The 24,916-nt window shown below is 67.7% G+C and carries 23 protein-coding genes; 10 read left to right on the top strand and 13 right to left on the bottom strand.

The window, feature by feature from the left end; all coding sequences use genetic code 11:
- The first annotated feature begins 67 nt into the window (after nt 1–67).
- Entirely contained in the window at nt 68–499 is a 432-nt protein-coding gene (locus OK345_RS14340) for a YkgJ family cysteine cluster protein (RefSeq protein ID WP_265128668.1), read from the top strand.
- 95 nt (nt 500–594) lie between these two features.
- On the opposite strand, the gene OK345_RS14345 is transcribed toward OK345_RS14340, so the two are convergent.
- The 7 genes from OK345_RS14345 to OK345_RS14375 all read right to left on the bottom strand — a co-directional run bounded on the left by OK345_RS14345 (nt 595) and on the right by OK345_RS14375 (nt 12,290).
- Entirely contained in the window at nt 595–1,485 is an 891-nt protein-coding gene (locus OK345_RS14345) for an alpha/beta fold hydrolase (protein WP_265128669.1), read from the bottom strand.
- A 681-nt stretch (nt 1,486–2,166) separates the two neighbouring features.
- Complete coding sequence (locus tag OK345_RS14350; protein ID WP_265128670.1) at nt 2,167–4,674, bottom strand: DEAD/DEAH box helicase family protein; 2,508 nt, start codon at nt 4,672–4,674, stop codon at nt 2,167–2,169.
- Between the two features lies 1 nt (nt 4,675).
- Entirely contained in the window at nt 4,676–6,436 is a 1,761-nt protein-coding gene (locus tag OK345_RS14355) for a site-specific DNA-methyltransferase (RefSeq protein WP_265128755.1), read from the bottom strand.
- 26 nt (nt 6,437–6,462) lie between these two features.
- Nucleotides 6,463–7,623: a Fic family protein gene (locus OK345_RS14360; RefSeq protein WP_265128671.1), complete on the bottom strand. Its 1,161-nt coding sequence runs from the start codon at nt 7,621–7,623 to the stop codon at nt 6,463–6,465.
- Between the two features lie 276 nt (nt 7,624–7,899).
- A complete protein-coding gene (locus tag OK345_RS14365; RefSeq protein ID WP_265128672.1) occupies nt 7,900–8,916 on the bottom strand; it encodes a 3-oxoacyl-ACP synthase III in 1,017 nt (338 codons plus the stop codon).
- Between the two features lie 101 nt (nt 8,917–9,017).
- Nucleotides 9,018–9,335: a DUF4156 domain-containing protein gene (locus OK345_RS14370; RefSeq protein ID WP_265128673.1), complete on the bottom strand. Its 318-nt coding sequence runs from the start codon at nt 9,333–9,335 to the stop codon at nt 9,018–9,020.
- A gap of 99 nt (nt 9,336–9,434) precedes the next feature.
- Complete coding sequence (locus tag OK345_RS14375; protein ID WP_265128674.1) at nt 9,435–12,290, bottom strand: M16 family metallopeptidase; 2,856 nt, start codon at nt 12,288–12,290, stop codon at nt 9,435–9,437.
- A gap of 394 nt (nt 12,291–12,684) precedes the next feature.
- Between OK345_RS14375 and OK345_RS14380 the strand changes: the two genes are divergently transcribed.
- The 3 genes from OK345_RS14380 to OK345_RS14390 all read left to right on the top strand — a co-directional run bounded on the left by OK345_RS14380 (nt 12,685) and on the right by OK345_RS14390 (nt 14,644).
- Nucleotides 12,685–13,143: an XAC0231 family protein gene (locus OK345_RS14380; protein ID WP_265128675.1), complete on the top strand. Its 459-nt coding sequence runs from the start codon at nt 12,685–12,687 to the stop codon at nt 13,141–13,143.
- Between the two features lie 53 nt (nt 13,144–13,196).
- Nucleotides 13,197–13,676: a tRNA (uridine(34)/cytosine(34)/5-carboxymethylaminomethyluridine(34)-2'-O)-methyltransferase TrmL gene (trmL, locus tag OK345_RS14385; protein WP_265128676.1), complete on the top strand. Its 480-nt coding sequence runs from the start codon at nt 13,197–13,199 to the stop codon at nt 13,674–13,676.
- Nucleotides 13,677–13,903: 227 nt separating this feature from the next.
- Nucleotides 13,904–14,644 (top strand): GntR family transcriptional regulator, encoded by a 741-nt coding sequence (locus OK345_RS14390; protein ID WP_265128677.1) that lies wholly within the window; start codon nt 13,904–13,906, stop codon nt 14,642–14,644.
- 51 nt (nt 14,645–14,695) lie between these two features.
- Here OK345_RS14390 and OK345_RS14395 read toward each other — a convergent pair whose 3' ends face one another.
- On the bottom strand, nt 14,696–15,859 hold the full coding sequence (locus OK345_RS14395; protein ID WP_265128678.1) for an acyl-CoA dehydrogenase family protein: 1,164 nt from the start codon (nt 15,857–15,859) through the stop codon (nt 14,696–14,698).
- 119 nt (nt 15,860–15,978) lie between these two features.
- Here OK345_RS14395 and OK345_RS14400 point away from each other — a divergent pair, with 119 nt between their 5' ends.
- The 5 genes from OK345_RS14400 to OK345_RS14420 all read left to right on the top strand — a co-directional run bounded on the left by OK345_RS14400 (nt 15,979) and on the right by OK345_RS14420 (nt 20,686).
- Nucleotides 15,979–16,479 carry a GNAT family N-acetyltransferase gene (locus tag OK345_RS14400; protein WP_265128679.1) on the top strand — a complete coding sequence of 167 codons (501 nt, stop codon included), beginning with the start codon at nt 15,979–15,981 and terminating at the stop codon, nt 16,477–16,479.
- Between the two features lie 253 nt (nt 16,480–16,732).
- Nucleotides 16,733–18,412 carry an electron transfer flavoprotein-ubiquinone oxidoreductase gene (locus OK345_RS14405; RefSeq protein ID WP_265128680.1) on the top strand — a complete coding sequence of 560 codons (1,680 nt, stop codon included), beginning with the start codon at nt 16,733–16,735 and terminating at the stop codon, nt 18,410–18,412.
- Between the two features lie 396 nt (nt 18,413–18,808).
- Entirely contained in the window at nt 18,809–19,201 is a 393-nt protein-coding gene (locus OK345_RS14410; RefSeq protein WP_265128681.1) for a c-type cytochrome, read from the top strand.
- 245 nt (nt 19,202–19,446) lie between these two features.
- A complete protein-coding gene (locus tag OK345_RS14415) occupies nt 19,447–20,019 on the top strand; it encodes an OmpO family porin (RefSeq protein WP_265128682.1) in 573 nt (190 codons plus the stop codon).
- 166 nt (nt 20,020–20,185) lie between these two features.
- Nucleotides 20,186–20,686: a hypothetical protein gene (locus OK345_RS14420; protein WP_265128683.1), complete on the top strand. Its 501-nt coding sequence runs from the start codon at nt 20,186–20,188 to the stop codon at nt 20,684–20,686.
- Between the two features lie 66 nt (nt 20,687–20,752).
- Here OK345_RS14420 and OK345_RS14425 read toward each other — a convergent pair whose 3' ends face one another.
- The 5 genes from OK345_RS14425 to OK345_RS14445 all read right to left on the bottom strand — a co-directional run bounded on the left by OK345_RS14425 (nt 20,753) and on the right by OK345_RS14445 (nt 24,072).
- Nucleotides 20,753–21,778, bottom strand: coding sequence for an NAD(P)H-dependent glycerol-3-phosphate dehydrogenase (locus OK345_RS14425; RefSeq protein WP_265128684.1), 1,026 nt, complete (start codon nt 21,776–21,778; stop codon nt 20,753–20,755).
- Nucleotides 21,779–21,800: 22 nt separating this feature from the next.
- The gene (gene secB, locus OK345_RS14430) at nt 21,801–22,319 is read right to left on the bottom strand and encodes a protein-export chaperone SecB (protein ID WP_265128685.1); all 519 of its coding nucleotides are present in this window, start codon (nt 22,317–22,319) and stop codon (nt 21,801–21,803) included.
- 102 nt (nt 22,320–22,421) lie between these two features.
- Nucleotides 22,422–22,859 (bottom strand): rhodanese-like domain-containing protein, encoded by a 438-nt coding sequence (locus OK345_RS14435; RefSeq protein WP_265128686.1) that lies wholly within the window; start codon nt 22,857–22,859, stop codon nt 22,422–22,424.
- 283 nt (nt 22,860–23,142) lie between these two features.
- Nucleotides 23,143–23,571, bottom strand: a complete 429-nt coding sequence (locus tag OK345_RS14440) for a hypothetical protein (protein ID WP_265128687.1) — start codon at nt 23,569–23,571, stop codon at nt 23,143–23,145.
- A gap of 27 nt (nt 23,572–23,598) precedes the next feature.
- Nucleotides 23,599–24,072: a YiiD C-terminal domain-containing protein gene (locus OK345_RS14445; RefSeq protein WP_265128688.1), complete on the bottom strand. Its 474-nt coding sequence runs from the start codon at nt 24,070–24,072 to the stop codon at nt 23,599–23,601.
- Between the two features lie 34 nt (nt 24,073–24,106).
- Between OK345_RS14445 and OK345_RS14450 the strand changes: the two genes are divergently transcribed.
- Nucleotides 24,107–24,904: a uroporphyrinogen-III synthase gene (locus OK345_RS14450; RefSeq protein WP_425510976.1), complete on the top strand. Its 798-nt coding sequence runs from the start codon at nt 24,107–24,109 to the stop codon at nt 24,902–24,904.
- Nucleotides 24,905–24,916 lie beyond the last annotated feature (12 nt).

Consider the following 24,916-nt stretch of genomic DNA (forward strand, 5'->3'; position numbering starts at 1 on the left):
GCCCGGCCATCGCGTGGAAAATTCGCCCCCTCCCCTTCCGCTCGCTGCCGCCCAAGGCCGGTGCCCCATGCCCCATCCCTGCCTCACCTGCGGCGCCTGCTGCACCCAGTACCGGGTGGCCTTCCACTGGATGGAATCGGACGAGGTCACCGAAGGCGGCGTGCCGCACCAGCTCACCGAACGGCTGGACCCGCACCGGCTGTGCATGCGCGGCACCTATTCCGACCCGATCCGCTGCGTGGCGCTGGATGCGGACATCGGCGTGTATTCGCGCTGCAGCATCCACCCCAACCGCCCCAGCGTCTGCCGCGAGGTCGATGCCTCGTGGGAATACGGCAAGGCCAGCCCGCAATGCGACAAGGCGCGCATCGCCCACGGCATGCCGGCGCTGACCCTGGCCGACTGGCGCTGGCGCGACGCGGCCGACAACGACGGCGACCACCCCGACGACAACGGCAACAGTCCCTCGTCGCCGCCGACCACGCCGATCGCCGCATGACCGCTTTCCTGTAGGAGCGACGTCAGTCGCGACCGGGCCTTACCGATAAAGCCACATCGCGACTGACGTCGCTCCTACAGGGGCCGCGCCCGGCTTCAGCGGATCGGGTTGCGCTCCAGGAAGGCGCGGATCGCCGGCACCAGCACCTCGTGCTTGTCTTCCAGCACGTAGTGGTTGGCGTCGTCGAAGGCCATCACCTCGGCCTGCGGCAGCGCCTTGCGGAAACCAGCCAGGAAGTGGTGGTCGAAACAGATGTCGCGCAGCCCCCAGCCGATGAAGGCGGGGCGGTCGGCGAAGGACGGCAGCGCCTGCGCCGCGCGCTCCAGCAGCGACCACGCCTTGTCGGCCGGCGACAGCGGGATGTCCTGCATGAAGCGGATGGTGGCGATGCGGTTGTCCCAGCTGTCGTAGGGCGCCACGTAGGCACGGCGCACATCGCTCGGCATCCGCCGCGACACGCCCAGCCACGAGGCGCCGGCCGAGAACGCGTTGAAGGTGCGGATGAACCACTCGCCCAGGCACCAGTGCCGGCCCATGGCGATCTGCCACGGCATCGGCTTTTCCGCCGGCAGCGGGAACGCGGCGGTGTTGGTGATGACCAGCCGCCTGACCTGTTCGTGGTGCGACAGCGCCCAGCCGAAGCCGATCATGCCGCCCCAGTCGTGCACCGCCAGCGTCACCGGGCCGTCGATGCCCAGGTGGCGCAGCAGCGCGTCGAGGTCGTCCACCCGCGACTGCAGGGTGTACTCGTAGCGGCTGTCGTCCGGCTTGTCCGACAGGCCCATGCCGATGTGGTCCGGGACGATGCAGCGGTACCTGTCGCTCAGCCCGTTGAGCAGATGCCGCCACAGGTAGCTCCACGACGGGTTGCCGTGGACCATCACCACCACCTCGCCGTCGCGCGGGCCTTCGTCGAGGTAGTTCATCGACAGCCCGGGGCGTACTTCGAAGCGGTGGGGGGCAGCAGGGTAGCCGGGGAATTGCATCGGGCGGGTTCACGCAATTGCGGACTGGGCGCGCATTGTAGGCCAATACGCCACATGGGCCGCCCCCGGCACCCTGGTGGCACAATGGTCGCTGCCGACAAAGGAGCGCGTGTGACCGAGCCCTTCGACACTCTGATGGCGCGTATCCGCGCCTGTCATCTGTACGAAACCCATCTGCCGCGGCTGCCGACCGGTGCTGCAAGCGCCGCGCGCTCCTGCTGATCGTCAGCCAGCGCCAGGACGCAAGGTACACGAGTTCAATGACTCCAGCGGCGGCCGCCTGCGCGACTGGCTTGGATCGACAAGGCCACGTTCTATGACGCGGACAGGATCATCATCGTGCCGATGGGCTTTTGCTTCCCCGCTACTGACAGGAGCGGCGACCTGCCACCATGACCCGAATGTGCCCCACCCGGCACCCGCAGTTGCTCCCACGGTTGCAACAACTGCGACTAACGCTGGCCGTCGGCCAATACGGTCAGGCCGGCCTGCTGGCCGAACGGCGTGGGCGCACCCTCACCGACACGGCGCAGGCATGGCGGCACCTGCAACACGGCGACCCCAGCCCACGCAACCGGCTGTGGCTGGCGCATAACCCGTGGCTCGAGGGCGAGCTGTTACCGGCGTTGCGATGGCAGGTGGCGGAGGTTCTGCGAACCACACCGCGCCCTGAATATTCCGTCACGGAAACTGCAGTTGCTCCACACTGAACGCACCCGCACTCTGCAGCTTCCCTCCCAGCGCCCTCAGGAAGAAGAAGTCGCGCTCGCCGCGTTTGCGACCCACCATGTAAACGCGCCCGTATTCCGGATGCTCTGCGGTCGCCTTGTCCACCTCGCTGTCCTTGCCGGCAAGGAATTCACCCTTGACCTCCAGCAGGGCGATTCCCGCACCTTGGCGCGCTTCCAGGCAGACCACGAAATCCGGGTAATAGCCTTCCCCCTCGTCCCAGCGGTACAGCCCCACTCCCACCTTCGGTGGATTACGGTGCCACCACTTCACCAGCGGACTGGCATCGAGCAACTGCGCCACCGCCATTTCATCCGGGTTGAGACCAGGGGGAAAGACGCCATAGAGATTCCGGCTGGCCACAGGCAAGCGTTGCCCCGCCGCAATGCCGGCGGGAAGCGACACATCGATGTCCATCACCCGTTGAAGCCGAAGTGATTTGTAGGCATCGCGCAGGAGTTGCGGTCGCCGGGCGAGCACCAAATCCAGTTGCTGCGCCAACGCCTCTTCATCGGCCGGTGGTTCGGCCCCCAGATCGACGATGGCACGTTCGAAACGCTCCAGCAGGCGTCGTTGCAGTTCGCGATCATTGGCTTCACCCAGACGCAGGCGGATCTGCTCCGCACGCCCGGCAAGCGCCTCTGCGGACATGGTGGCCCAGACGTCCTCGGTGGCCTCGGCAATCACGCTGCCCGCGGCAAACAGGTCGGTTTCGGCCCGCTGCACCTGAACCCGGTTGCGGTGGCGATCCACCAGCACTGCCGGCGAGAAGTCCATATGCGCGGCCACTCCCGCTTCGAAATCCTCCGCCAAAGGCGGCAACTTCTCGCCACGCAACGTCGCCGGCGCATCGCTTCGACGCAGGTACTCAAGCGGCCGGGAAGCCGCCTGCGCATACGAGGCCATGATCTGATCCAGTGGCCGGACAGCGCCCCCGGCTCCGCCCTGCATCGCCAGTACAGCCTGGGTCGCCTGGCCAAAACCCGCCAATCCCGCTGCCGCCAACACCACATCCAGTTCCGCCGCGCTTTCGCCTGCCACCGCTACCGCGTTTGCCGGATCGCGGCTGTCCACGATGCTGGCACCGGAGGGCGATACCAGCAGGCTCATCGGCTCGCCGCTGCGCGCCACCTGCACCTGTGCCATGTCACCGATCACCGTGACCACGGTCTGCGTCCCCACCTCCGGTGCCTGGGTCGTCAAGGCATTGATCTGCGCCGCCGCCTCCAGCAACCCCTCCTGCGATTCGGAATTGGCCAGGAACACATAGCCCTGGTTCAACATCGGCGACAAGTCGTCGCGCATCTGGAGCAGGGCGTGGCGGCGGACGATGCGGCCAATCAACTGGGTGCCGAATCCCACATCCCGTGCACCGCGCAAGGCAGCCAGCGTGAACGCACGTGGTGCATCAAATCCCAACGCCACGGCCATCTTGAAAACCAGGACTTCGACGTTCGGATCATTGGCCAGTACCAACAGGTCCGGATCCGGTTCATCGGCGGTATGCACACGCACGGCGGATGCATCGAATCCCAGCTCCTCGACCAGATGACGGCGTGCAGCCTCCTGCGCCGCCTTGCCATCAGGCACTTGCACCAGCATCAGTGGTGTCAATGCCACCGCGGACGCCAGCAGTTCCTCCCGGATGCGTCGGTGCATGGCCGTGCATTCGCGCAAAGCCAAGTGCTCGAAATCCACGAGTTGCGCGATGTCACCATCACGGGCGATGAACCGCACCATGCGCACGCCGTCCTTCAGCAGGCCTGCCTGCACGGCATCATGGCGACTCACCGAGGCCCAATCCGCAGGCTCGCCCACGGTGTAGCCGGTGGCGCGCTCGAATGCCGGCATGTCGGCATCGCGCGGGGTAGCCGTCATCAGCAGCGCATAGTCAGGCTTGAGTACGTCACTGAAGAAGCCGCGCGCCTGCGTGGCGCGCTGGAACCCATGGTGCGCCTCGTCCACCACGCAGCCGATGCGTACACCTTCGCTGCGTGCCAGTGCGATCAGCTCGTCGATGGCCAGACCGGCATCACCGGACTGGCGCGCGCGCCGGCTTTCGGCGCTGCGGGCGGCCAACGAGGCCCAGGTGACCACGAACACACCGCCACCACGAACGGTATCGAATTGCCGGTCACTGCCAAGATCGAACAACGCAAGTTCCGGCGCCTGCGCCGCGATCACCTTGCGCGACTGTTCCACCAGACCGGTGAAAGGGGCGAACCAGAACCACAGGATGCGCTCGGCACGCGAGGCTTCGCGCATGGCCTCCACCGCGACCAGGGTTTTCCCCGCACCGGTAGGGGCCTGCAGCACCACCGCCCCGTCGTTGCGCCTAGCCTGCTCGATGCGTTCCGGCGTGTCGGCGGCGATGTGCGCGTATAGATCGCGCACATTGTCGATGCGGGCGTTGATCCCGGCGCGGACTTCGTTCTGGAAATCTTTGAGTGTTGCCGGCATGTCAGCGTCCGAAGCGTTCGCGCAGATAGTGCGGAATGGGGCGGAGGTCGAGTTCCGCTGCGATGCCGCGCAGCCGCTCCGGCGACCAGCAGTACAGCGCCGCACCGGGAACGGCGTGCGGCAGCCAAGCGCGCAGCCGCTCCAGCGAGGAAGCGCGGAAGTCCGCCAGATACGCCATGCCATCGGCATGGGCAAAGCCCTCGGCAGGCCACACCGACAGTGGCTGGTCGTGGATCAACTGCAAGGCATTCCAGACCTCTGCGTGTTCCAGCTTCAAGCCGAGGCGATGCCGCGGGACACGTCGCGCGCGCAGGTAGGCGAAATCGCCGCCCAGTCCCTCGACAGCTTGCCCCTTCGCGTTGACATAGCCACCCAGCACCTTGCGCACGCGCTCGGCGCAGACGTCGCGGCACAGGTTCTTGTCCGGCTGGTCCTCGGTGGCCTCGGTACTGCTGACGAGGATGAACCTGCGGTTGCCACCGTCTTCGGCGTTTAGCTTGGCGACCGCTTGCGCTAACGTGCCGGAGCCTGCGAAAAAGTCCAGCACGGTGTCGCCTGGACTGGTGGCGATCCGCAGGATTCTCTCCATCAATTGCACAGGTTTTGGCGTGGAGAAAACATCGCCTGACGATTCGAATTGCAAGGTGTCGAGCAACTGCTTTTTGGCATCCTGCGTGTGACCGACTTCCGAATAGATCCACAGCGTCTGCGGCACGACACCTTGCTTCACTTCAGAGAGAAACCGTTTGACTGCCGGATTGTTATCTCCATCCGTACCCCACCAAATACGCTGATCCCGGTCCAGTTCTTTGAATTTTTCTTCGGAGTAGACCCAATAGCGACCCGAGGGAGGCCCTATGACAACTCGACCCGAAGGACACGTTACTGGATAAGTACCTTTACTGTAGTAGTTGCGAGCCGACATTCCATCAGCGCGCCAAAGGCCTCGCGGATCGTTATCAGGATTCTTATACGCACTATCCTGCCCAGGTGTCCGAGGCAAATAATTTGGTTTCCACTGTGGTGCGCTTTTTGCAAAAACGATAATGTACTCGTGATCATCAGAAAAATGCTTTGCAGAATTTTTCGGAGCATATGCCTTTTGCCAGATCACGTTGGCGACAAAGTTGTTCTCCCCAAATACCCGATCCATCAGCATCCCGAGCCGGAACAGTTCGTTGTCGTCGATGCTGACGAAGATCACGCCGTCGTCGGCCAGCAGCTCCTTCGCCAACTGCAAGCGCCGGTACATGAACTCCAGCCACAGCGAGTGGCGAAAGCGATGCGTCTTGTCGATGAAACGGTCGTTGTAAACGAAGTCGCGGTTGCCGGTGTTGTACGGCGGGTCGATGTAGATGCAACGGATCGCGCCCTTGTGGCTCATCCGCAACGCACGCAGCGCATCGTAGTTGTCACCCTCGATTATGAGATTGCGCCAACCCTCGAAATGTGCATCAAAATCATCTCGGCCCTCGGCCCTCGGCCCTCGGCCCTCGGCCCTCGGCCCTCGGCCCTCGGCCCTCGGCCCTCGGCCCTCGGCCCTCGGCCCTCGGCCCTCGGCCCTCGGCCCTCGGCCCTCGGCCTGCCGGGCGCTGAAGCTGAGGCCAGGTTCCAGCGTCAGCGCAACATAGTCGTCATTGAGCGCCCGCTCGGCCTCGATCTCGTCGCGTTCCCACACCAGCCCCAACTGACGCTCGGCGTCGCGCCGCTGGAGCAGGCGGATCAAGGTGTCGCGGTCGAGATGGTCGTATTGCTTGTTCATGGCTTCCTTCATCGTCATGAAATCCATCACAACGGCTGTGCGCCCTCGCCGAGGATATCCATGTATGGCTGGTAGGCAAAAATCTTGTAACGCTGCTTGCCGGTGATTTCGGCAATGATCCCGTCCTTGCCCATCACCTCCAGGCCACGCGCGACCGCCGGTTTGGACAAGCCGGTTTCCTTCACCAGCAGCGGGATCGTGCGCAAGGGGTTGCGGGTGAATGCCTCGTGCAGTTGGAGGGCAGTGCCGGCAATGCGTCCACTGCCGCGCAGGCGCTCCCGATCCCCCTGGAACAGTTGCAGCAGGCGCTGCGCCGTATCCACCGCCTGCCCCGATGTTGCGGTTACGCCATCGAAGAAGAAGCGCAGCCACCCTTCCCAATCACCCCTGGTGCGCACGGCATCCAGCCTCTGGTAGTACTCCTCCCGTCGTGACTTGAAGTACAGGCTCAGGTACAGCGACGGCTCTTCCAGCAGCCCCGCGTCACACAGCATCAGGACGATCAGCAGCCGCCCCAGACGCCCGTTGCCATCGAGGAAGGGGTGTATGGTTTCGAACTGCACATGCGCAAGCGCGGCCCGTGCCAGCGGCGAGATGCCGTCTTCGGTGGCATGCAGGAATTGCTCCAGCGCACCCAGGCACGCTTGCAGGTGATCCGCCGGCGGAGGCACGAATTGGGCGCGGTCTGGACTGGGGCCACCCAGCCATACCGGCGTCCGGCGAAACTCTCCCGGGGCCTTGGCGTTTCCGCGCCCCCGCCGCAACAGGTGCTCATGCATTTCTCGCAGCAAACGCAGTGACAGCGGGAAGCCTCCTCGCAGCCGCATCAGGCCATGCTCGAGGGCATCGACATAGTTGGAAACTTCCCGGACGTCATCCAGCGGAACGCCGGGAGCCTGGTCCAGTTCGTACAGCAACAGATCCGACAACGAGGATTGCGTGCCCTCGATCTGCGAGGACAGCAGCGCTTCCTTGCGCACATACTGGTACAGGAACAGGCGCGCATCCGGCAGGATGCGGGTGATGCCCTTGAGTTCCCCCAGCGCAACCAACGCCCGGTCGCGACGAGTGGCAAGGTCCTGATCCAGTTGCAGCGGGGGTGCCGGAGGCAACGGCGCAGGGATGAATGCCTTGTACGGCAACCCGTTCAGAGAACTGGTGACATATGTGCCGGTCGTTCTGGCCACAAACATTCCTTGTCAGGGACGATTTTCGGCCAAATCGTTACTTAGATAGAGGATGTCGTCAACTTACTCCCGTTGCGTTACTTAGCCGAACCACTTTCCTGCTAAGTAACGCTTACGCCGGTCTGGGAGAAACCGAGGCCTCTCTCCGGCAGCAACGCTCCAACAGTTCATTCCTGCCCTTGTGAAGAAATCCGTCACATATCGTCAGCGGCACAAAACGTCCGCGAGGAAAACCCGCGAGCGTTTGCGATATTGCAGGATGGCACTTGAGTCGTGTTACCAGACCACTTCGGCCATCGAGCAGTTCAGGCCCGAGCCGATGCCCATCAGCGCGATGCGGTCGCCCTTCTTGAGCTTGCCCAGCTGGCGCAGCTTGCTCAGCACGATCGGCACGCTGGCCGGGCCGATGTTGCCGTGCTCGCCGAAGATGGTCATCACCTTCTTCGGGTCGATGCCGAACGACTTGATGAAGGCGTTGGTATGCGGCTGGCTGACCTGGTGGATGACGAACTGGTCCAGTTCCTCCACCGCCCAGCCGAGGCCGGCCTTGGCGGCGATGAAGGTCTTCTGCGCCAGCTTGATGCCTTCGATCAGCAGCAGCCGGGTGTCGGTGACCATGCGGTCCAGGTTGCCCAGGCACAGCTTGTTCCACTGGTTGGCCGAACGGGTCACGCCGCCCTTGTAGCGCGGGGCCTCGGGCACCAGTTCCGAGCGCGCCATCACCATCGCCGCCGCGCCGGAACCGGTGGTCAGCGCCGCCAGTTCGTTGCGGAAGGCCTCGGCGGTGACGTCCGGGGCGGTCATGCGCTCCAGGGTCTTTTCGTAGACCAGGTTGGAGGTCTCGCCGTCGACGATCAGCGCGTAGTCGATCTCGCCGCGCTCGAGCATGCGCGCGGCCACGTCCATGCCGTTGATGAAGGCCAGGCAGGCGTTGGCGATGTCGAAGGTCATGCACTCTTCGCCGGTGCCGAGGTTGCCGGAGACGATGCTGGCGGTGGACGGCTCCAGGTAGTCGCGGCTGACCGAGGTGTTGACCAGCAGGCCGATCCGGTCGGCGCCGATGCCGGCGTCTTCCAGCGCCTTGCGCGCGGCCAGGGTGGCGGCGTCGGAGGCCTGCACGTCGGCGTCCCACAGGCGGCGCGCGTGGATGCCGGCGATGTCGCCGAGCACGTCGGTGCGGATGCCGAGCCGGTCCAGCGTGGGCTGCAACCGCTCGTTGATTTCCTTGGAAGTCAGCGTATGCGGCGCATCGATGTGCGCCAGTCCCGCGATCGAGACATTCTTGAAAAGCATCGGGATAGCGCCAAGGGTCGGCGAAGGGGGCGCTATTCTAGCGCCTGCCTGCCTTCACCGCATCTTTACAAAATGCCGCCGCAGCGTATGGAAACGCGCATTCAGCGGGGCGGGCACTGGTACGCCTGGTAGCGCTGGCTGCCATCGGCCGGCAACCCGGCCGCCTGCACGGCGTTGGCGCCGGCGCTGGGCGCCTCGTTGCGCGCCAGGGTTTCCAGTTCTTCCTGCACCCGCAGCGGGTTGCGGTTGTAGAAGCCGACCTTGTTCTTGACCGTGACCACGATCTCGCCCTTGTGCTGGCAGCCGGCCGGCAACGGCCCGGCGGGCAGCACCCGCACCGTCTTGCCGGACGACTCGATCGGCACCCAGGTGCAGGCGGCGGTGCTGGCGATCAGGACGGACAGGAGCAGGACGCGCATGGGCTGGACCTTTGTGGATGAGCGGGATGATTGTGCCGCGGTGGACTGAATCGACCGTGATCGCCGCCCTCCCGCAACGGGAGGGCGACGACCGGCGCCTTACCGGGCAGGGGTGGCGTCGACCGGCTTGCCGTCGGCGTCGACCACGATCACCTCGCCCAGGCCGAGCGCGCGCACCGGCGCCTCGGTCTGCTTGAGGTCGCCCACCACCACCCAGGTCAGCGCGGCCGGGTCCAGGGTGGTCGCGGCCTGCTGCACCTGGGCCGGGGTCAGGGCCTCGATCTCGGCCTTGCGCTTGAACACGTAGTCGTCCGGGCGCTGGTAGCGGACGATCCCGCCGATGGTGTTCATCACCGCGTTGGCGGTCTCGTAGGCGCCGGGCAGGCTCAGGGTCTGGATGTTGCGGATGCGGCTCACCTCGGCCTCGCTCGGCGGCCGCTGGCCGCTGGCGAAGGCGCTGATCTCCTTCTGCATCTCGCCCAGCGCATCGGCGGTCTTGTCGATCTGCACCGGCGCGATCGCCATCCACGGCCGCTGGCCGAGGGCGCCGCTGGCCATCGAGCGGGCGCCGTAGGACCAGTGCTTGTCCTCGCGCAGGTTCATGTTCAGGCGCGAGGTGAAGTCGCCGCCGAGCACGCCGTTGGCGATGTCGAAGCGGGTGGCGCCGTCGTCCATGGTCGAAGGCACCAGCTGGCCGGCGAACAGGTTGGCCTGCACCGCGCCGGGCTGGTCGATCAGGTAGACGCGGGCAGCGGACGGGCGCGCCACTTCCGCCGGCGGCTCGATCCGCGGCGCGCTGCCGCTGCTCTTCCAGTCGCCGAAGTGGCGGTTGAGCAGCGGCACGATCTCCTTCAGGGTGGTGGCGCCGACCACGATCAGGGTGCCCTGCTCCGGGCGCAGCCAGTCGTTGTGGAAGTCGACCAGGTCCTCGCGGGTCAGCGCGGCGATGGCCTCCTCGCTGCCGCTGCCGGTGAACGGGATCGCGTACGGATGGCCCTCGCCGTACAGCAGCGGCGGCAGCACCCGCATCGCCACCGCGCTCGGGTTGACCTTCTCCTGCTTGATCCCGGCGATCCAGGTGGCCTTGATGCGCTCGATCTCGGCCGGGTCGAAGCGCGGCCGGCGCAGCATGTCCGCGTACAGCGCCAGCGACGGCTCCAGGTTCTCCTTCAGTGCCGACAGGAACACGTTGCCGCCGTCCAGCGAAGCGCCGGCACCCAGCTGCGCGCCCAGCGCGTCGGCAGCGTCGGCGAAGGCCAGCGAACCTCGCTCGCCCGCGCCTTCGTCGAGCATGCTCATGGTGAAGCTGGCGGTGCCGGGCTTGCGGCCCTGGTCGGCGCTGTAGCCGCCCGGGAACTCGTAGCTGAACTGCACCACCGGGATGTCGTGGCGCTCGGCCAGGATCACCCGGGTGCCGTTCTTCAGCGTGGTCCGCTGCAGGGCCGGGAACTTCAGTTCCGGGAAGGTCTTGGTGACCGGCACGCCGGCACTGCGGTCGACGTCGCTGGGCAGGGTCGAGTACTTCGGGTCCACCGCCGGCAGCTGGAACGGCGCCGGCTTGGCCGAGGGCAGTTCCTCCAGCGCCACGCGCTCGCCCGGCTCGACCACGATGGTGTGGTCGCCCTTGCCCAGCCACTTGCCGGCCACCGCCTGGAGATCGCCGGCGGTGGCCTTGTCGATGTTGGCCAGCGAGGTGCGGAAGCAGCCGGGGTCGCCCTCGTACACCGCGCACTCGGCCAGCGCGTCGGCCTTGCCGCCGAAGCCGCCGATGCGCTCGATGCCGCGGATGAAGCCGGCGCGGAACGCGGTCTTGGCGCGCGCCAGCTCGTCGGCGCTCGGGCCTTCGGCGATCAGCCGCTTGAGCTCCTCGTCGATGATCGCCTCGACCTTGGCCGCATCCACGCCCTGCTTGACGGTGGCGACGATGCCGAAGTTGGAACCCAGCTGCGAGGCCCAGGCGCCGGCGCTGATGCTGTCCACCAGCTTGTCCTGGTGCAGCAGGCGCTGGTCCAGGCGCGAGGACTTGCTGCCGCCGAGCACGCGCGCGAACACCTGCAGCTGGTCGATGTCGACGGTGCCGGTCTGGGCCACGTTCCAGACGCGGTAGATGCGCGCCTGCGGCACCTTGTCGGTCATCACCTCGCGGGTGGACTCGGCGCGCCGGGCCACGTTCACTTCCGGCTGCGCCATGCTCGGACCGGCCGGGATGTCGCCGAAGTAGCGCGCCACCTTCTCCTTGGCGGTGGCCAGGTCGATGTCGCCGGCCAGCACCAGCACCGCGTTGTTGGGGCCGTACCAGGTGCGGAACCACTGCTTCACGTCGTCCAGCGAGGCGGCGTTGAGGTCGTTCATCGAGCCGATCACGCCGTGGTGGTACGGGTGCCCGGCCGGGTACAGCGCACGGGTCAGCTTGTCCCATACCTGGCCATAGGGCTGGTTCTCGCCCTGGCGCTTCTCGTTCTGCACCACGCCGCGCTGCTCGTCGAGCGCGGCCTGGTCGATCGCGCCGAGCAGGTGGCCCATGCGGTCGGATTCCATCCACAGCGCCATGTCCAGCGCGGTGGTCGGCACGTTCTGGAAGTAGTTGGTGCGGTCGGTGTTGGTGGTGCCGTTCTGGTTGGTCACGCCCACCTGCTTGAACGGCTCGAAGAACTCGCCGTCGTGGTTCTCGCTGCCCTGGAACATCAGGTGCTCGAACAGGTGGGCGAAGCCGGTGCGGCCGGCCGGCTCGTCCTTGGCGCCGACGTGGTACCAGATGTTGACCGCCACCACCGGCGCCTTGCGGTCGGTGTGCACCACCACCCGCAGGCCGTTGGGCAGGGTGAACTGTTCGAACGGGATATCGACCTTGGCCGCAGCCGCCGGCCGGGCCAGTGCCTGCGTGGGCGCGAACGCGAGACCGCCGAGCGCGGCGGACAGGGCAACGGCGAGCAGGGCGGGACGGACGACGGTCATTCCACTTTCCTTGAGTAATGAATGTGAAAGCGATCGTAGCCGGCGGCGCCTGCGAACACATCCGCCAGCAGTCATGGCCGGCACGCGGGCCGGTGACCGGGGCGGCGGCGCCTCTTCGAGCCCGCCCGGAACCGTCCAGACAGTGTCCGCCAGCCCTGCGGCGGACGGCGGGGCGGACAGCGGACACCGACCGTCCGGAAAAATATCAAGCAATTTCAATAGCTTGAAGTTGGCACGAGTCATGCGTTGCTTACCGGCGTGAAAGCCCGGTTCCAACGAAACATGACCAAGGGCTGAACGAAATGATTGAAGTGCAGATTTTTCTTGCATCCCCAGTTTCGGTGTACTACCTTACTACCACACCACTGCTCACCAACACTAAATAGGTACCGCCATGAACGCCAAGTCTCTCGCCATCGCCATCGCCATCGCCGCCGGACTGGGTTCGACCGCGCAGGCCGCCAACAACATCGTCACCCTGGAGACCGTGCAGGTCCGTCCCTCGGCCGAGCAGATCGCCCAGCAGCAGCACGAACTGCGCAGCGACATCCCGACCCTGGCCGCCGTGCAGGTGCGCCCGACCGCCGGCCAGATCGTCGAGCGCAATGCCGAACTGGCGGCCAGCCAGTCGGTGGTCACGCTGGCGGCGGTGCAGGTGCGTCCCTCGCACGAACAGCGCCAGGCGCTGGCCGCCGAGACCGCGCAGGACAACGACCGCAACGCCACCGCGATGGCCGTGGCCACCGCCATGGGCCAGCTGGCCATTTCGCTGCCGACCCTCTACGTGCGCCCCACCCCGGCCGAGCTGCAGGCACTGGCCATCGACGTCGCCGCCGGCCTGGTCCGCCAGTAAGCCGCCGTTCCCCCTCGGGGGAACGGTGCGCCGGCACGGCGTAAACTGCGCCGATGACCGCCGCACCCACGTTCGATGTCCTGCTGTTCCAACCTGAAATCCCGCCGAATACCGGCAATGTCATCCGCCTCTGCGCGAACACCGGCGCGCGGCTGCACCTGATCGAGCCGCTGGGCTTCGACCTCAGCGACAGGCAGCTCAAGCGCGCCGGCCTGGACTACCACGAGTACGCGCGGGTGCAGGTCCATCCCGACCTGGATACCGCCCTGCAACGCCTCGCGCCGCGGCGCCTGTTCGCGCTGAGCACGCGCGGCAGCGTGCGCTACGACAGCGTCCGCTTCGAGGACGGCGATGCCTTCCTGTTCGGCCCGGAAACCCGCGGCCTGCCGCAGGAGCTGCTCGACGCGCTGCCGGACGGTCGCCGCCTGCGGCTGCCGATGCGCCCGGACAACCGCAGCCTCAACCTGTCCAACACCGTGGCGGTGGTGGTGTTCGAGGCCTGGCGCCAGCTGGGCTTCGCCGGCGGCCAGTAACCGGCAAGGTCCGCGCATCGCGGCGCGCCCGCACCGATCGCGCACCGCCATCCATTTGCCGCATCGTGTGCCGCCGGAAGCGGCCGCACCGCCACCGGCGCGCATCGACAGCGCCAGTGCGGTCGGCGACCATGGTGCGTGCGGCATGCGATCCGCACCGCCGGAGGACACCGCGTTCCCGGCTGGCGCCACTTCCCGCGCAGACCCCAGACAAGGAATTCCGTGCAATGACCGGTACGCGACGCACCACGCCCCGCTATGCGGAACTCGGCGATCTGCTGCAATCGGCCATCGAACGCGGCGACTACGCGGTGGGCGCGTTGCTGCCCACCGAGATGGAACTGTGCGAACGCTTCGACGTCAGCCGCCACACCGCGCGCGCGGCACTGGCCCGGCTGATCAGCGCCGGGCTGGTGCAGCGCCGTCCCGGCGTCGGCACCCGGGTGATCGCGCAGAACCCGGCGATCCGCTACGAGCACGGGATCGATTCCATGGAACTGCTGATGCAGTACGCCAGCAGCACCCGGCTGGAACTGCTTTCGGGCCAACGCCTGCAGGCCGGCACGGACATGGCGCGGCTGCTGGAGATCGACGCTGGCGACGACTACCTGCAGCTGACCGCCCTGCGCCTGGAAGCCCCCTCGCATCCACCGATCGCGCTGATCGAGATGCTGGTGCCGATACGGCCGGGACTGGCGACCAAAGCGCTGCTCGATCCGGCCCGCGTCGCGTCGGCCATCGCCGAATACCTCAACCCGGCGCGGTTGTCGCAGGTGGAGCAGGTGTTCGACGCCGCCTCGTTCGACGCGCAGGCCGCCAGGGTGCTGGAAATCGGGAAGAACAAGCCGGCGCTGCGCGTGGTGCGCCGCTACCGCGACGCCCATGGCGCGCTGCTGATGATGGCTACCAGCCTGCATCCCCCGGGCCGTTTCGCCTACCGCACGGTGCTCTCGCGCGGCCATCGCTGAAGGCGCGCGCGGGCCGGGAACGGCCCGCTGCGGCCGGCCGGCGACGTGCGCTCAGAACGCGCTGATGCCGGTCAGTTCGCGCCCGATCACCAGCTGGTGCACGGTCTCGGTGCCCTCGTAGGTGATCACCGACTCCAGGTTCAACGCATGCCGGATGGCGTGGTGCTCGGTGGTGATGCCGGCGCCGCCGAGCAGGTCGCGGCACTCGCGGGCGATGTCGATGGCCAGCCGGCAGTTGTTCCACTTGGCCAGGCTGACCTGCTGCGGCGCCATCCGCCCGGCGTCCTTGAGGCGGCCGAGCTGCAGTACCAGCAGCTGCGCGGTGGTGATGCGGCGGGCCATGTCGGCCAGCTTGATCTGCGCGCTCTGGGTGGCGGCCACCGGGCGGCCGAACAGGACGCGCTCCTTGCTGTAGGCCAGCGCTTCCTGCAGGCAGGCGATGGCGGCGCCGACCGGTCCCCAGCTGATGCCGTAGCGGGCCTGCGTCAGGCAGCCCAGCGGCCCCTTCAGGCCCTTCACCCCGGGCAGGCGGTTGCCGTCGGGCACGCGCACGTTGTCGAAGAACAGCGCCCCGGTCACCGAGGCGCGCAGGCTCATCTTGTGCTTGATCTCCTGCGCGGTGAAACCCGGCGTGCCCTTCTCCACCACGAAACCCTGCACGCCGTCGTCGGTCTGCGCCCAGACGATGGCGATGTCGGCCACGGAGCCGTTGGTGATCCACATCTTGGAGCCATCGATCACCCAGTCGCTGCCGTCGCGGACCGCGCGGGTCTTCATGTTCGCCGGATCGGAGCCGCCGTGGGCCTCGGTCAGGCCGAAGCAACCGATCACCTTGCCGCGGGCCATGTCCGGCAGCCAGCGCAGGCGCTGCTCCTCCGAACCGTAGGCGTAGATCGGATACATGCACAGCGAGGACTGCACGCTGACGAAACTGCGGATGCCCGAATCGCCGCGCTCCAGCTCCTGGCAGATCAGGCCGTAGCTGACCCCGTTCAATCCGGCGCCGCCGTACTGCTCCGGCAGCGACGCGCCGAGCAGCCCCAGCTCGGCGATCTCCGGCACCAGCTCGGCCGGGAAGCGCGCCTGGTCGAAACAGTCGCCGATGATCGGCAGCACCCGCTCGTCGGTGAAGCGGGCGACGCTTTCCTGTACCGCGCGCTCCTCCTCGCTGAGCAGGGAACGGACATCGAACAGATCGAACGGATTGAGGGTCATGGCATCCCGCGCAGCGTGGCGACGAATCGGAACGTCATTGTCATCGCTGCGGCATGGCGGGCCAAGTGACCGGGGGACGCACCTACAATGGCCGGCCACCGCCGCCCTTGCAGACACCCATGCAGATCCGCGCCGAACGGGTAGAAGACGCCGCCGCCATCCATCGGCTGGTGCGCGAGGCCTTCGCCACCGCGCCGCACCGCAGCGGCACCGAGCCGCATATCGTCGATGCGCTGCGTGCGGCCGGTGCGCTGTCCGTCTCGCTGCTGGCCGAACGACAAGGCGCCATCGTCGGCCACGTGGCGATCTCGCCGGTGGAACTGGACGATGGGACGCCCGGCTGGTTCGGCCTGGGACCGCTCGCCGTCGCACCGGACCATCAACGCCAGGGCATCGGCACGGCACTGGTGCGGGCCGCCCTTGCCGCGCTGGAGGCGCACGGTGCATCCGGTTGCGTGGTGCTGGGCGATCCGGGCTACTACCGGCGCTTCGGCTTCGCCGCCGACCCGCGGCTGCGCTTGCCGGGCGTGCCCGACGGGTATTTCCAGGCGCTGCCGCTGCGCGGCCCGTTGCCGGCGGCGGACGTGCGCTACCACCGCGGGTTCGATACCCGGCCCTGAGGCTCCATACGCCAGGACCCACGAGCGGATTGCTGCAGTGCAATAAATCACGCGACCGCACGGACGCCCGCCACGCCCACGCAGATTGCCCCGGACTGCGCCAACACGGCGGTCAACGTCGGCGAACTAGGCGTAAACGCTGCGGCCCGGTAACCTGCGTGGTTTGATCCAGCGTCGCCGTGTCGCCCACGCGCGATTCTCAGGCAACCGCCTCCGGCCCACGCCGCGATGGCACTACCCAAGAGTTACGCCCATGAGTGCAGATTCCCCCGCCACCCTGTCCCCCCGCGAAGCGATGGAGTTCGACGTCGTCATCGTCGGTGCCGGTCCCGCCGGCCTGGCCACCGCCATCCGCCTGCGCCAGCTGGCGGTCGAGAAGGGCCAGGAACTGTCGGTATGCGTGCTGGAGAAGGGCTCCGAGCCGGGCGCGCACATCCTGTCCGGCGCGATCATGGACCCGCGCGCCCTGACCGAGCTGTTCCCGGACTGGGCCGAGCGCGGCGCGCCGTTGAAGCAGGCCGTCACCCGCGACGAATTCCTGTTCCTGGGCGAAACCGGCGCCAGGAGCACCCCGAACGCGCTGCTGCCCGAGTGCTTCCACAACAAGGGCAACTTCATCGTCAGCCTCGGCGAAGTGACCCGCTGGCTGGCGCAGCAGGCCGAGGCGCTGGAAGTGGCGATCTTCCCCGGCTTTGCCGCCGCCGAGGTGCTGTACGACGGGAACGGCGCGGTGATGGGCGTGGCCACCGGCGACATGGGCATCCACAAGGACGGCACCCCGGGCCCGAACTTCGAGCGCGGCATGGAGCTGCACGCCAAATACACCATCTTCGCCGAGGGCTCGCGCGGCCACCTCGGCCGCCAGCTGATCGAACGCTTCAAGCTCGATGAAGGCCGCGACCCGCAGGCCTACGGCATCGGCATCAAGGAGCTGTGGCAGATCGACCCGGCCAGGCACGAGCCGGGGCTGGTGGTGCATACCGCCGGCTGGCCGCTGGACAGCGACACCTACGGCGGCTCGTTCCTGTACCACGCCGACGGCGGCAAGGTCGCCATCGGCTTCGTTATCGGGCTGGACTACAGCAACCCGTGGCTGAGCCCGTTCGAGGAGTTCCAGCGCTTCAAGACCCATCCGGCGATCCGCAAGCACCTGGAGGGCGGCAAGCGCATCGCCTACGGCGCGCGCGCGATCACCGCCGGCGGCATCCTCTCGCTGCCCAGGACGGTGTTCCCGGGTGGCGCGCTGGTCGGCTGCGAGGCCGGCTACCTCAATGCCTCGCGCATCAAGGGCAGCCACGCCGCGATCAAGACCGGCATGCTGGCCGCCGAGGCCGCATTCGACGCACTGGCTGCCGGTCGCTCGCGCGACGAGCTGACTGCCTACCCGGAAGCGTTCGAAGCCAGCTGGCTGAAGGCCGAGCTGCTGCAGTCCAAGAACTTCAAGCAATGGTTCAAGAAGGGCCGCAACATCGCCACGCTGATGACCGGCATCGAGCAGTGGCTGCTGCCCAAGCTGGGCATCCGCAACCCGCCGTGGACGATCCACCGCACCAAGGCCGACCATGAGTGCCTGGAGCCGGCCGCCAGCCAGCCGAAGATCACCTATCCCAAGCCCGACAACGTGCTGACGTTCGACCGCTTGAGCTCGGTGTTCCTGTCCTCGACCAACCACGAGGAAGACCAGCCCAGCCACCTGACGCTGAAGGATCCGAGCGTGCCGGTGCGGATCAACCTGGCCGAATACGCCGGCCCGGAAGCGCGCTACTGCCCGGCAGGCGTGTACGAGTTCGTCGGCGAAGGCAACGATACCCGCCTGCAGATCAACGCGCAGAACTGCGTGCACTGCAAGACCTGCGACATCAAGGACCCGACCCAGAACATCGTGTGGGTGACCCCGCAGGGCGGCGGCGGACCGAACTACCCGGCGATGTGAGCCGCCTTCGGCGCGTGCGTGTCCTCCGCGATGCGCACGGCCGCGGGCAGGATCGATCCGCGCGCCGGGTCGGCGCACGACGTTTGCCGCGGTTCGCAGCGGATCGGCAATCGACGTCATCGGAAGTTCCCTTCGGCGGAAAGAACGATGGCCGCCCCGTGGCCTGCACGCTGCTGTGCGCCGCGGCGCGCGGACGTATCGGCGGACGGCGTCGCTGGAAGCCACCCGGGTTCCGACACCGAAGGAACAGCGGGAGACGACCCACGCGATCTACGACGGCGTCCACCCACCGATCGCCGATCGCCGTCAAAGTCCCGCGGCCGGCTTTGCGCGTTGCCGGGACAACCCCGATCATGGCGCCCGCCGCATGTGCGGCGGATCGCAACGAGAAACCCGATGTCGCGCTGGCTGTTGCCGGGCCTTTTGCTGCTGCTGTCGTGCGCCTGCGGCCAACGCGACGCGTTCAACTCCTCCGCGGACCTGGACCCGCACCAGCGCGAGCTGCAACGCGCCTTCGCGGTCTGCGCCGGCTGCCACGACACCCGCGCCGACCTGGGCCACCGCGTCGGCCCCAACCTGCACGGCGTTCTCGGCCGCAAGGCCGGCAGCGCGCCGGGCTACCGCTATTCCGATGCGCTGCGCGACAGCGACATCGTCTGGGATGCGCAGACGCTGGAAGCCTTCCTCGCCTCGCCGCAGCGCTACCTGCCCGGCACGAAGATGCTCAACGCCACTTCCGATCCGCAACGGCGCAAGGCCGCCATCGAATACCTCGAGCGGCAGCAATGAGCGCTTGAAGCCCCGGAACCGCAGGCACCCGACGCCTCCCATCGAGGAGAACCCGCGGCCGCGTTCGAGGGGCGCACATCGATTGCGTTGCCGGTGCCACAAGTTCCCCAACCCGCCGCTCAATTTATGTACCGGTCAGTTTGATATTCAGGGCTGATTCCGTTGGCTAACGGATAATTCACAACTGTCGAACGGCACCGGATCCACGCCGCATCGATCAAACCAATAAAAAAGGTATCCCGATTATGAAGACTTCCCTGCTTGCCCTGGGTCTGTTGGCTGCACTGCCGTTCGCCGCTTCCGCTGCCGACGGCCTGTCCTACAACTACGTGGAAGGCGGTTACGTGAACACCGATGCCAAGGGCGGCGACGCCGACGGCTGGGGTGTGAAGGGCTCGGTCGCCGTGGCGCCGAACTTCCATGTCTTCGGTGACTACACCGCCCAGGAAACCGACCGCAACAACATCGACGTCGACCAGTGGCGCCTGGGCGTGGGCTACAACCACGGCATCGGCGCCAGCACCGACCTGCTGGCCCGCGCCGCGTACCAGAAGTTCGACCCGCAGTACGGCCCCGACTTCAACGGCTACAGCGCCGAGGTCGGCGTGCGCACCGCCTTCACCCCGATGTTCGAAGGCTACGCGCTGGCCGGCTACGAGGACTACAGCAAGAAGCACGGCATCAACCCGGACGGCGAGTTCTACGGTCGCGTCGGTGGCCTGGCCAAGTTCAACGCCAACTGGGGCGTGAGCGGCGAGGTCAAGCTGGCCAAGGGCGGCGACAAGGAGTGGTTCGTCGGCCCGCGCTTCACCTGGTAAAGGCAAGACGTTTCACCGGCGCGCGTTCTCTCTCCCCCCGCGCCACCGAAGCCCGGTCCCCCGACCGGGCTTCTTCTTTTTCCGGGGCGCGGAAAACGGCGGCATCGCGACCGCGGCCCCGTTCCACGCCTACACTGCGCGATCATCCAGCCAACAGGCAGATCCCATGCACTTCTGGTCGATCCCTGCACTTGCCGGAGAACTGGCCTCCGGGCGCGTGACCGACCGCAAGGCGATGCACTACTTCCTGGCATCCACGTTGCTGATCCTCGCGCAGACGCATTACGCGCTCTGGTGGGGACCACGCTCGGGCTGGCTGTTCCATTTCGAGTTGCTGGCCCTGGCCACGATCGCCTGCATCGGCTGCGTCCAATGCGGGAGCGCCGGCAACGGCAGGGATTTCGCCCTGCGCATCGTCTGCCTCTCGGTCCCCTGCGGCGTCAGGGTATTCGCGCTCAGCCTGGTCCTGGGCCTCGCCCTGCACTTCAATGCCGCCACGCTTTTCGACCACGTGACCTTCCGCGACCCCGGGCGCGCCTTCGACCTGGTCAGCTATGCCGGATTCTTCGGTTTCAGCGTCTACTTCTGGTACCTGCTGCACCAGGGCATGACCACCATCTCCAGGCTGCAGCAACCCGAAGGCGCCTCACCGGGTCCGGAACGATAGTCGGCACATGAAAGAGCCCGGCAATGCCGGGCTCCTGGTTTCGACTCCGGCCATTCCCGCCGGTGCCTACTTGAACAGCGTGTCCGGGTATTCCGGTTTCTGTTCGCGTGCCAGCAGTTGCTGCAGGCCGTCGGCCGGGCTCAGCTCGCCGTGCAGGACGGCGCGCACCGCGTTGGAGATCGGCAGGTCGATGCCGTGGCGCTCGGCCTGGCGCATGACCTCGTCGGCCGTCTGTACCGATTCCACCACCTGGCCGATTTCCTTCACCGCCTCCGGCAGGCTTTGGCCACGTCCCAGCGCCAACCCCAGCCGGCGGTTGCGCGACAGGTCGCCGGTGCAGGTCAGCACCAGGTCGCCCAGGCCGGCCAGCCCCATCAGGGTTTCCGGCTTGGCGCCGATCGCCGCGGCCAGCCGCAGCATTTCGTTCAGGCCGCGGGTGATCAGGCCGGCGCGGGCGTTGAGGCCCAGCTGCATGCCGTCGGCCACGCCGGTGGCCACCGCCAGCACGTTCTTCATCGCCCCGCCCAGCTCGGCGCCGACCATGTCGTCGCCGGTATAGGCACGGAACGCCGGACCGTGCAGGGCCTCGGCCACCTGCTGGGCGAATCCGGCGTCGTCACCGTGCACGGTGAGCGCCGTCGGCAGGCCCTGGGTGACTTCCTTGGCGAACGAAGGCCCGGTGACCACCGCCAGCGGCACCTCCGGGCCCAGCACCTCGCGGGCGACCTCGTGCAGGAAACGGCCCGAACCGGGCTCGAAACCCTTGGTCGCCCACGCCACCCCGGCCGCGGCCGGACGCAGCGGCGCCAGCGCGCGCACCGTCTCGGCGAAGGCATGCGAAGGCACCACCACCAGGATCCAGGCCGCCCCCTCGACTGCGGCGGCCAGCTCGGTGGTCGCACGCAACGATTCGGGCAGCGGAATGCCCGGCAGGTAGCGGGTGTTCTCGTGCCGCCGGTCGATGGCTTCCACCATCGCCGGATCGCGCCCCCACAGCACGGTCGGATGACCGTGCCGGGCGACCAGCGATGCCAGCGCGGTGCCCCAGGAACCGGCACCGAGGACGGCGATCTTTTCCGGACTGCTGCTCATCCGTTGCAAAAGGCGGCGCCGATCAGGCGTTGCCGGCCGGCTCGGAATCGGCCAGCGAGGCGCCTTCGGCCTGCTGCTGACGCTGGCGCAGGGTCTCGGCGTACAGGCCTTCGAAGTTGATCGGCTGCAGGTAGAACGGCGGGAAGCCGCCGGCCTGGATCAGGTCGCTGACCAGCGAGCGCACGTACGGGAACAGGATGCTCGGGCACTGGGTGCCGAGCAGCACGTCGATCGCCTGCGGCTCCAGGCCGACCAGGCCGAACACGCCGGCCTGCTGCACTTCGGCCACGTAGGCGGTCTTGTCGCCGGCCTTGCAGGTCAGGGTCACCGCCAGCACCACCTCGAACGCATTCTCGGCCAGGCGCTGCACGCGCTGGTTGAGGTTGAGCTGCAGTTCCGGCTGCACGGCTTCGTTGAACACGGCCGGCGAGTTCGGGGATTCGAAAGAAACGTCCTTGACGTAGATCTTCTCGATGGTGAACGCGGGACCGGTGGCGGCTTCTGCCGGGGCAACGGCGCCGTTGGTGTTCTCTTCGGACATTTCTCAGGACTCCAGAACGAATTTCAGATGATTGGGATTGTTACATGCCAAGCGATGGGGGCAGGACGTTGCCTGCACAAGGCCTTAACGCGAAAACAACGCTCAGCCGCGGCCCTTGACCAGCGGCAGCTCGGCCGCCTGCCAGGCGGGAATGCCGCCTTCGAGCACATGCACCTGCTCGAAACCGGCCTTCTTCAACGACTTGGCGGCCGTGTTGGAGGCGTTGCCGCTGCGACACACCAGCACCACCGGCGACTGCCTGGCCGAGGCCAGCAGCTTGTGCCCGGGATTGAGCTGGCTCGGCAGCACGTTGCGGCTGCCGGCGATGTGGCCCTTCTCGAATTCGGCGGCGGCCGACAGGTCGATCACGATGGCGTCGCCGCTGTTGATCAGCCGGGTCAGTTCGGCCGGCTTGAGCGACTTGTAGCCGCGGAACAGGCGTGCGATCTCGGTGGCGATCAGGGCGACGGTCAGGCCCACCAGGGCCAGCGACAGCATCGGGTTTCGGCCAGCGAAGGCCAGCAACTCTTCGTAGTTCACTCAGGTCACGGGTCGATAAGCGGGCGGCGATTGTCGCACAAGCCGGCCGGGCGGCGACCAGCGCGGGCCCGGGTGCGGTGCCGGCTCCCGGAGCGCCACGCAGGTTCAGCCGGGCGCCCACCGCGGTTGCACGGCCGGTTCCGGAGCGGATCGGCGCGACCGCAGCCATGCATGTCCCTCGCCGCGTGGTCACCCCGGCGCAGGCGGGCGTCCCTTCCGGCGCGGGTTCAGGCTCCGCCGCAGGCAACCGCGGCGGCGACCGGCGATGGGTCGGTGGCCGGCGCTACTGGCCCTGCCACAGGTCCGGCAGTCCTTCCGCCTGCCACCAGCGCTTGGCCTGCGGGTCCCAGCGCCAGCGCTCGCGACCCTGCACGATGCGCTCGGCCTGGGTATTGCGGTTGACCACGCCCAGTTCGACGCGGCGCTCGATGGAGCCGTCGGCCAGCTGGCCGCTACCGCGCACGCGGTAGCCGGACACCTGCAGCTGGCGATAGCGCTCGCGCTCCAGGTCGGTCATCGGGTGCGCCAGGCGGTACTCCGGATCCAGATATTCCTGCGCGCTGTCGAAGTCGCTCCAGCGGATCGCCGCCGTGTAGGCGTCCTGGGTCTGGACCAGCTTGGCGCGCTGGCTGCGGCTGGGACCGGCGGCGGCGGCCAGGCCGGTGCAGGCCACCAGCAGGATCAGCAGGACAATCTGGAAGGCGTGGCGCATGTCTTTCCCCGGGTACGGTCGCCCATCCTAACCCTTGGCGATGGCGACGAAACGTCCATCCAGTTCGGCCGCCGCGGCGCCGGCTTCGCCGCCCAGCCAGGCCCCCACCCCGATGCGGGCGCGACCGCGCCGGGAGAAGGTGGCGAGGAAGGTTTCCCAGTCGGCATCCTCCAGCGCGCCCGCGCTGGCCTGCAGGTCGTCGTAGACCGGCGCGCGGTAGCGGATATGGCTGTCGGCGACATATACCTCGGCATCGAACCCGGCCAACTGCAGGCGCAGCGTCACCAGCGCCCAGCCGGCCAGGGTCATCACCGACGCCAGGCTGCCGCCGAAGGCGTTGCCCTTGTCGTTGACGTTGGCCGCCAGCGGCGCATGCAGGCGCAGCCGACCGTCGCCATAACCATCGAGGCGGATGCCCATCGCCGCCACCGGCGGCATGGCGCACAGCGTCGCCTGCAGGCGGTCCAGCAACGGCTGCGGGGAAGAACGGACTTCGGACATCGGACTCGCTGCGCAACGACAAAGGGCCCGCATAATGCCCGCAATGAATGACAGTTGCGAAAATACGGCAGCGCATTGTCCGCCCTGGTATCTGCTTTCGCTGCGGCCGCGCGGTGGCCACGCGGCGATGCGGCGCGCAGCGACCCGGGTCGGGGGCCGCGTGCTCGCACTGTCGCCGTGGCGGCTGCAGCCACGCGACGATGACCTCACCCGCCGGCAACTGGCGCTGGCGCTGGACGCCGAGCGCATCATCTTCACCAGCCCGGCGGCGGTGCGTGCGGCGGCCGCGCTGGCGCCGCTGCGGGCCACCGCCGGCGGCACGCTGCTGGCGGTCGGCGCCGGCACCGCCGGTGCCCTGCACCGGCATGGCGCCGGCCAGGTACTGGCACCCTCGCGGATGGACAGCGAGGGACTGCTGGCGTTGCCGGCGCTGGCGGCACTGCACGGCCTGCGCGCCGGGCTGGTCACCGCCCCCGGCGGCCGTGGCCTGATCGCCGCGCAACTGCAGGCGCGCGGCGCGACCCTGATCCGCGCCGATGTCTACGAACGCATCGCGGTACCGCTGCCGGCGGCCAGCCTGCATCGCCTGGCCCACCTGCGCGCGCCGGCGGTGCTGGCGCTGAGCAGTGGCGAGGCGCTGGAGCGGGTGCTGCCGCAGCTGACGCCGGAGCTGCTGGCGCGTTGGCGGCGGATGCCGGTGGTCGCCGCCGGACCGCGCCTGGCCGACCACGCCCGGCAGTCGGGTTTCTCCCGCGTGCACACGGCCGCCGGGCCGATGCCGCGGCAGCTGGCCGACGCCGCGCGTGCCGCGATCGAGGCAATGCAGGGCTGAACCGTGCGCGCG

This window comes from Xanthomonas chitinilytica (genome assembly GCF_026107455.2).
In the GTDB taxonomy this organism is placed as follows: domain Bacteria; phylum Pseudomonadota; class Gammaproteobacteria; order Xanthomonadales; family Xanthomonadaceae; genus Stenotrophomonas; species Stenotrophomonas chitinilytica.

Bases quoted from the DNA above. Each gene is read 5' to 3' on its own strand.
- trmL (WP_265128676.1), top strand. From the start codon at position 13,197: ATGACCGCCGCACCCACGTTCGATGTCCTGCTGTTCCAACCTGAAATC.
- OK345_RS14370 (WP_265128673.1), bottom strand. From the start codon at position 9,335: ATGCGCGTCCTGCTCCTGTCCGTCCTGATCGCCAGCACCGCCGCCTGC.
- OK345_RS14445 (WP_265128688.1), bottom strand. From the start codon at position 24,072: ATGTCCGAAGTCCGTTCTTCCCCGCAGCCGTTGCTGGACCGCCTGCAG.
- OK345_RS14375 (WP_265128674.1), bottom strand. From the start codon at position 12,290: ATGACCGTCGTCCGTCCCGCCCTGCTCGCCGTTGCCCTGTCCGCCGCG.
- OK345_RS14405 (WP_265128680.1), top strand. From the start codon at position 16,733: ATGAGTGCAGATTCCCCCGCCACCCTGTCCCCCCGCGAAGCGATGGAG.
- OK345_RS14365 (WP_265128672.1), bottom strand. From the start codon at position 8,916: ATGCTTTTCAAGAATGTCTCGATCGCGGGACTGGCGCACATCGATGCG.
- OK345_RS14420 (WP_265128683.1), top strand. From the start codon at position 20,186: ATGCACTTCTGGTCGATCCCTGCACTTGCCGGAGAACTGGCCTCCGGG.
- OK345_RS14415 (WP_265128682.1), top strand. From the start codon at position 19,447: ATGAAGACTTCCCTGCTTGCCCTGGGTCTGTTGGCTGCACTGCCGTTC.
- OK345_RS14345 (WP_265128669.1), bottom strand. From the start codon at position 1,485: ATGCAATTCCCCGGCTACCCTGCTGCCCCCCACCGCTTCGAAGTACGC.
- secB (WP_265128685.1), bottom strand. From the start codon at position 22,319: ATGTCCGAAGAGAACACCAACGGCGCCGTTGCCCCGGCAGAAGCCGCC.
- OK345_RS14425 (WP_265128684.1), bottom strand. From the start codon at position 21,778: ATGAGCAGCAGTCCGGAAAAGATCGCCGTCCTCGGTGCCGGTTCCTGG.
- OK345_RS14355 (WP_265128755.1), bottom strand. From the start codon at position 6,436: ATGAACAAGCAATACGACCATCTCGACCGCGACACCTTGATCCGCCTG.
- OK345_RS14380 (WP_265128675.1), top strand. From the start codon at position 12,685: ATGAACGCCAAGTCTCTCGCCATCGCCATCGCCATCGCCGCCGGACTG.
- OK345_RS14410 (WP_265128681.1), top strand. From the start codon at position 18,809: ATGTCGCGCTGGCTGTTGCCGGGCCTTTTGCTGCTGCTGTCGTGCGCC.
- OK345_RS14340 (WP_265128668.1), top strand. From the start codon at position 68: ATGCCCCATCCCTGCCTCACCTGCGGCGCCTGCTGCACCCAGTACCGG.
- OK345_RS14400 (WP_265128679.1), top strand. From the start codon at position 15,979: ATGCAGATCCGCGCCGAACGGGTAGAAGACGCCGCCGCCATCCATCGG.
- OK345_RS14350 (WP_265128670.1), bottom strand. From the start codon at position 4,674: ATGCCGGCAACACTCAAAGATTTCCAGAACGAAGTCCGCGCCGGGATC.
- OK345_RS14450 (WP_425510976.1), top strand. From the start codon at position 24,107: ATGCCCGCAATGAATGACAGTTGCGAAAATACGGCAGCGCATTGTCCG.
- OK345_RS14440 (WP_265128687.1), bottom strand. From the start codon at position 23,571: ATGCGCCACGCCTTCCAGATTGTCCTGCTGATCCTGCTGGTGGCCTGC.
- OK345_RS14395 (WP_265128678.1), bottom strand. From the start codon at position 15,859: ATGACCCTCAATCCGTTCGATCTGTTCGATGTCCGTTCCCTGCTCAGC.
- OK345_RS14390 (WP_265128677.1), top strand. From the start codon at position 13,904: ATGACCGGTACGCGACGCACCACGCCCCGCTATGCGGAACTCGGCGAT.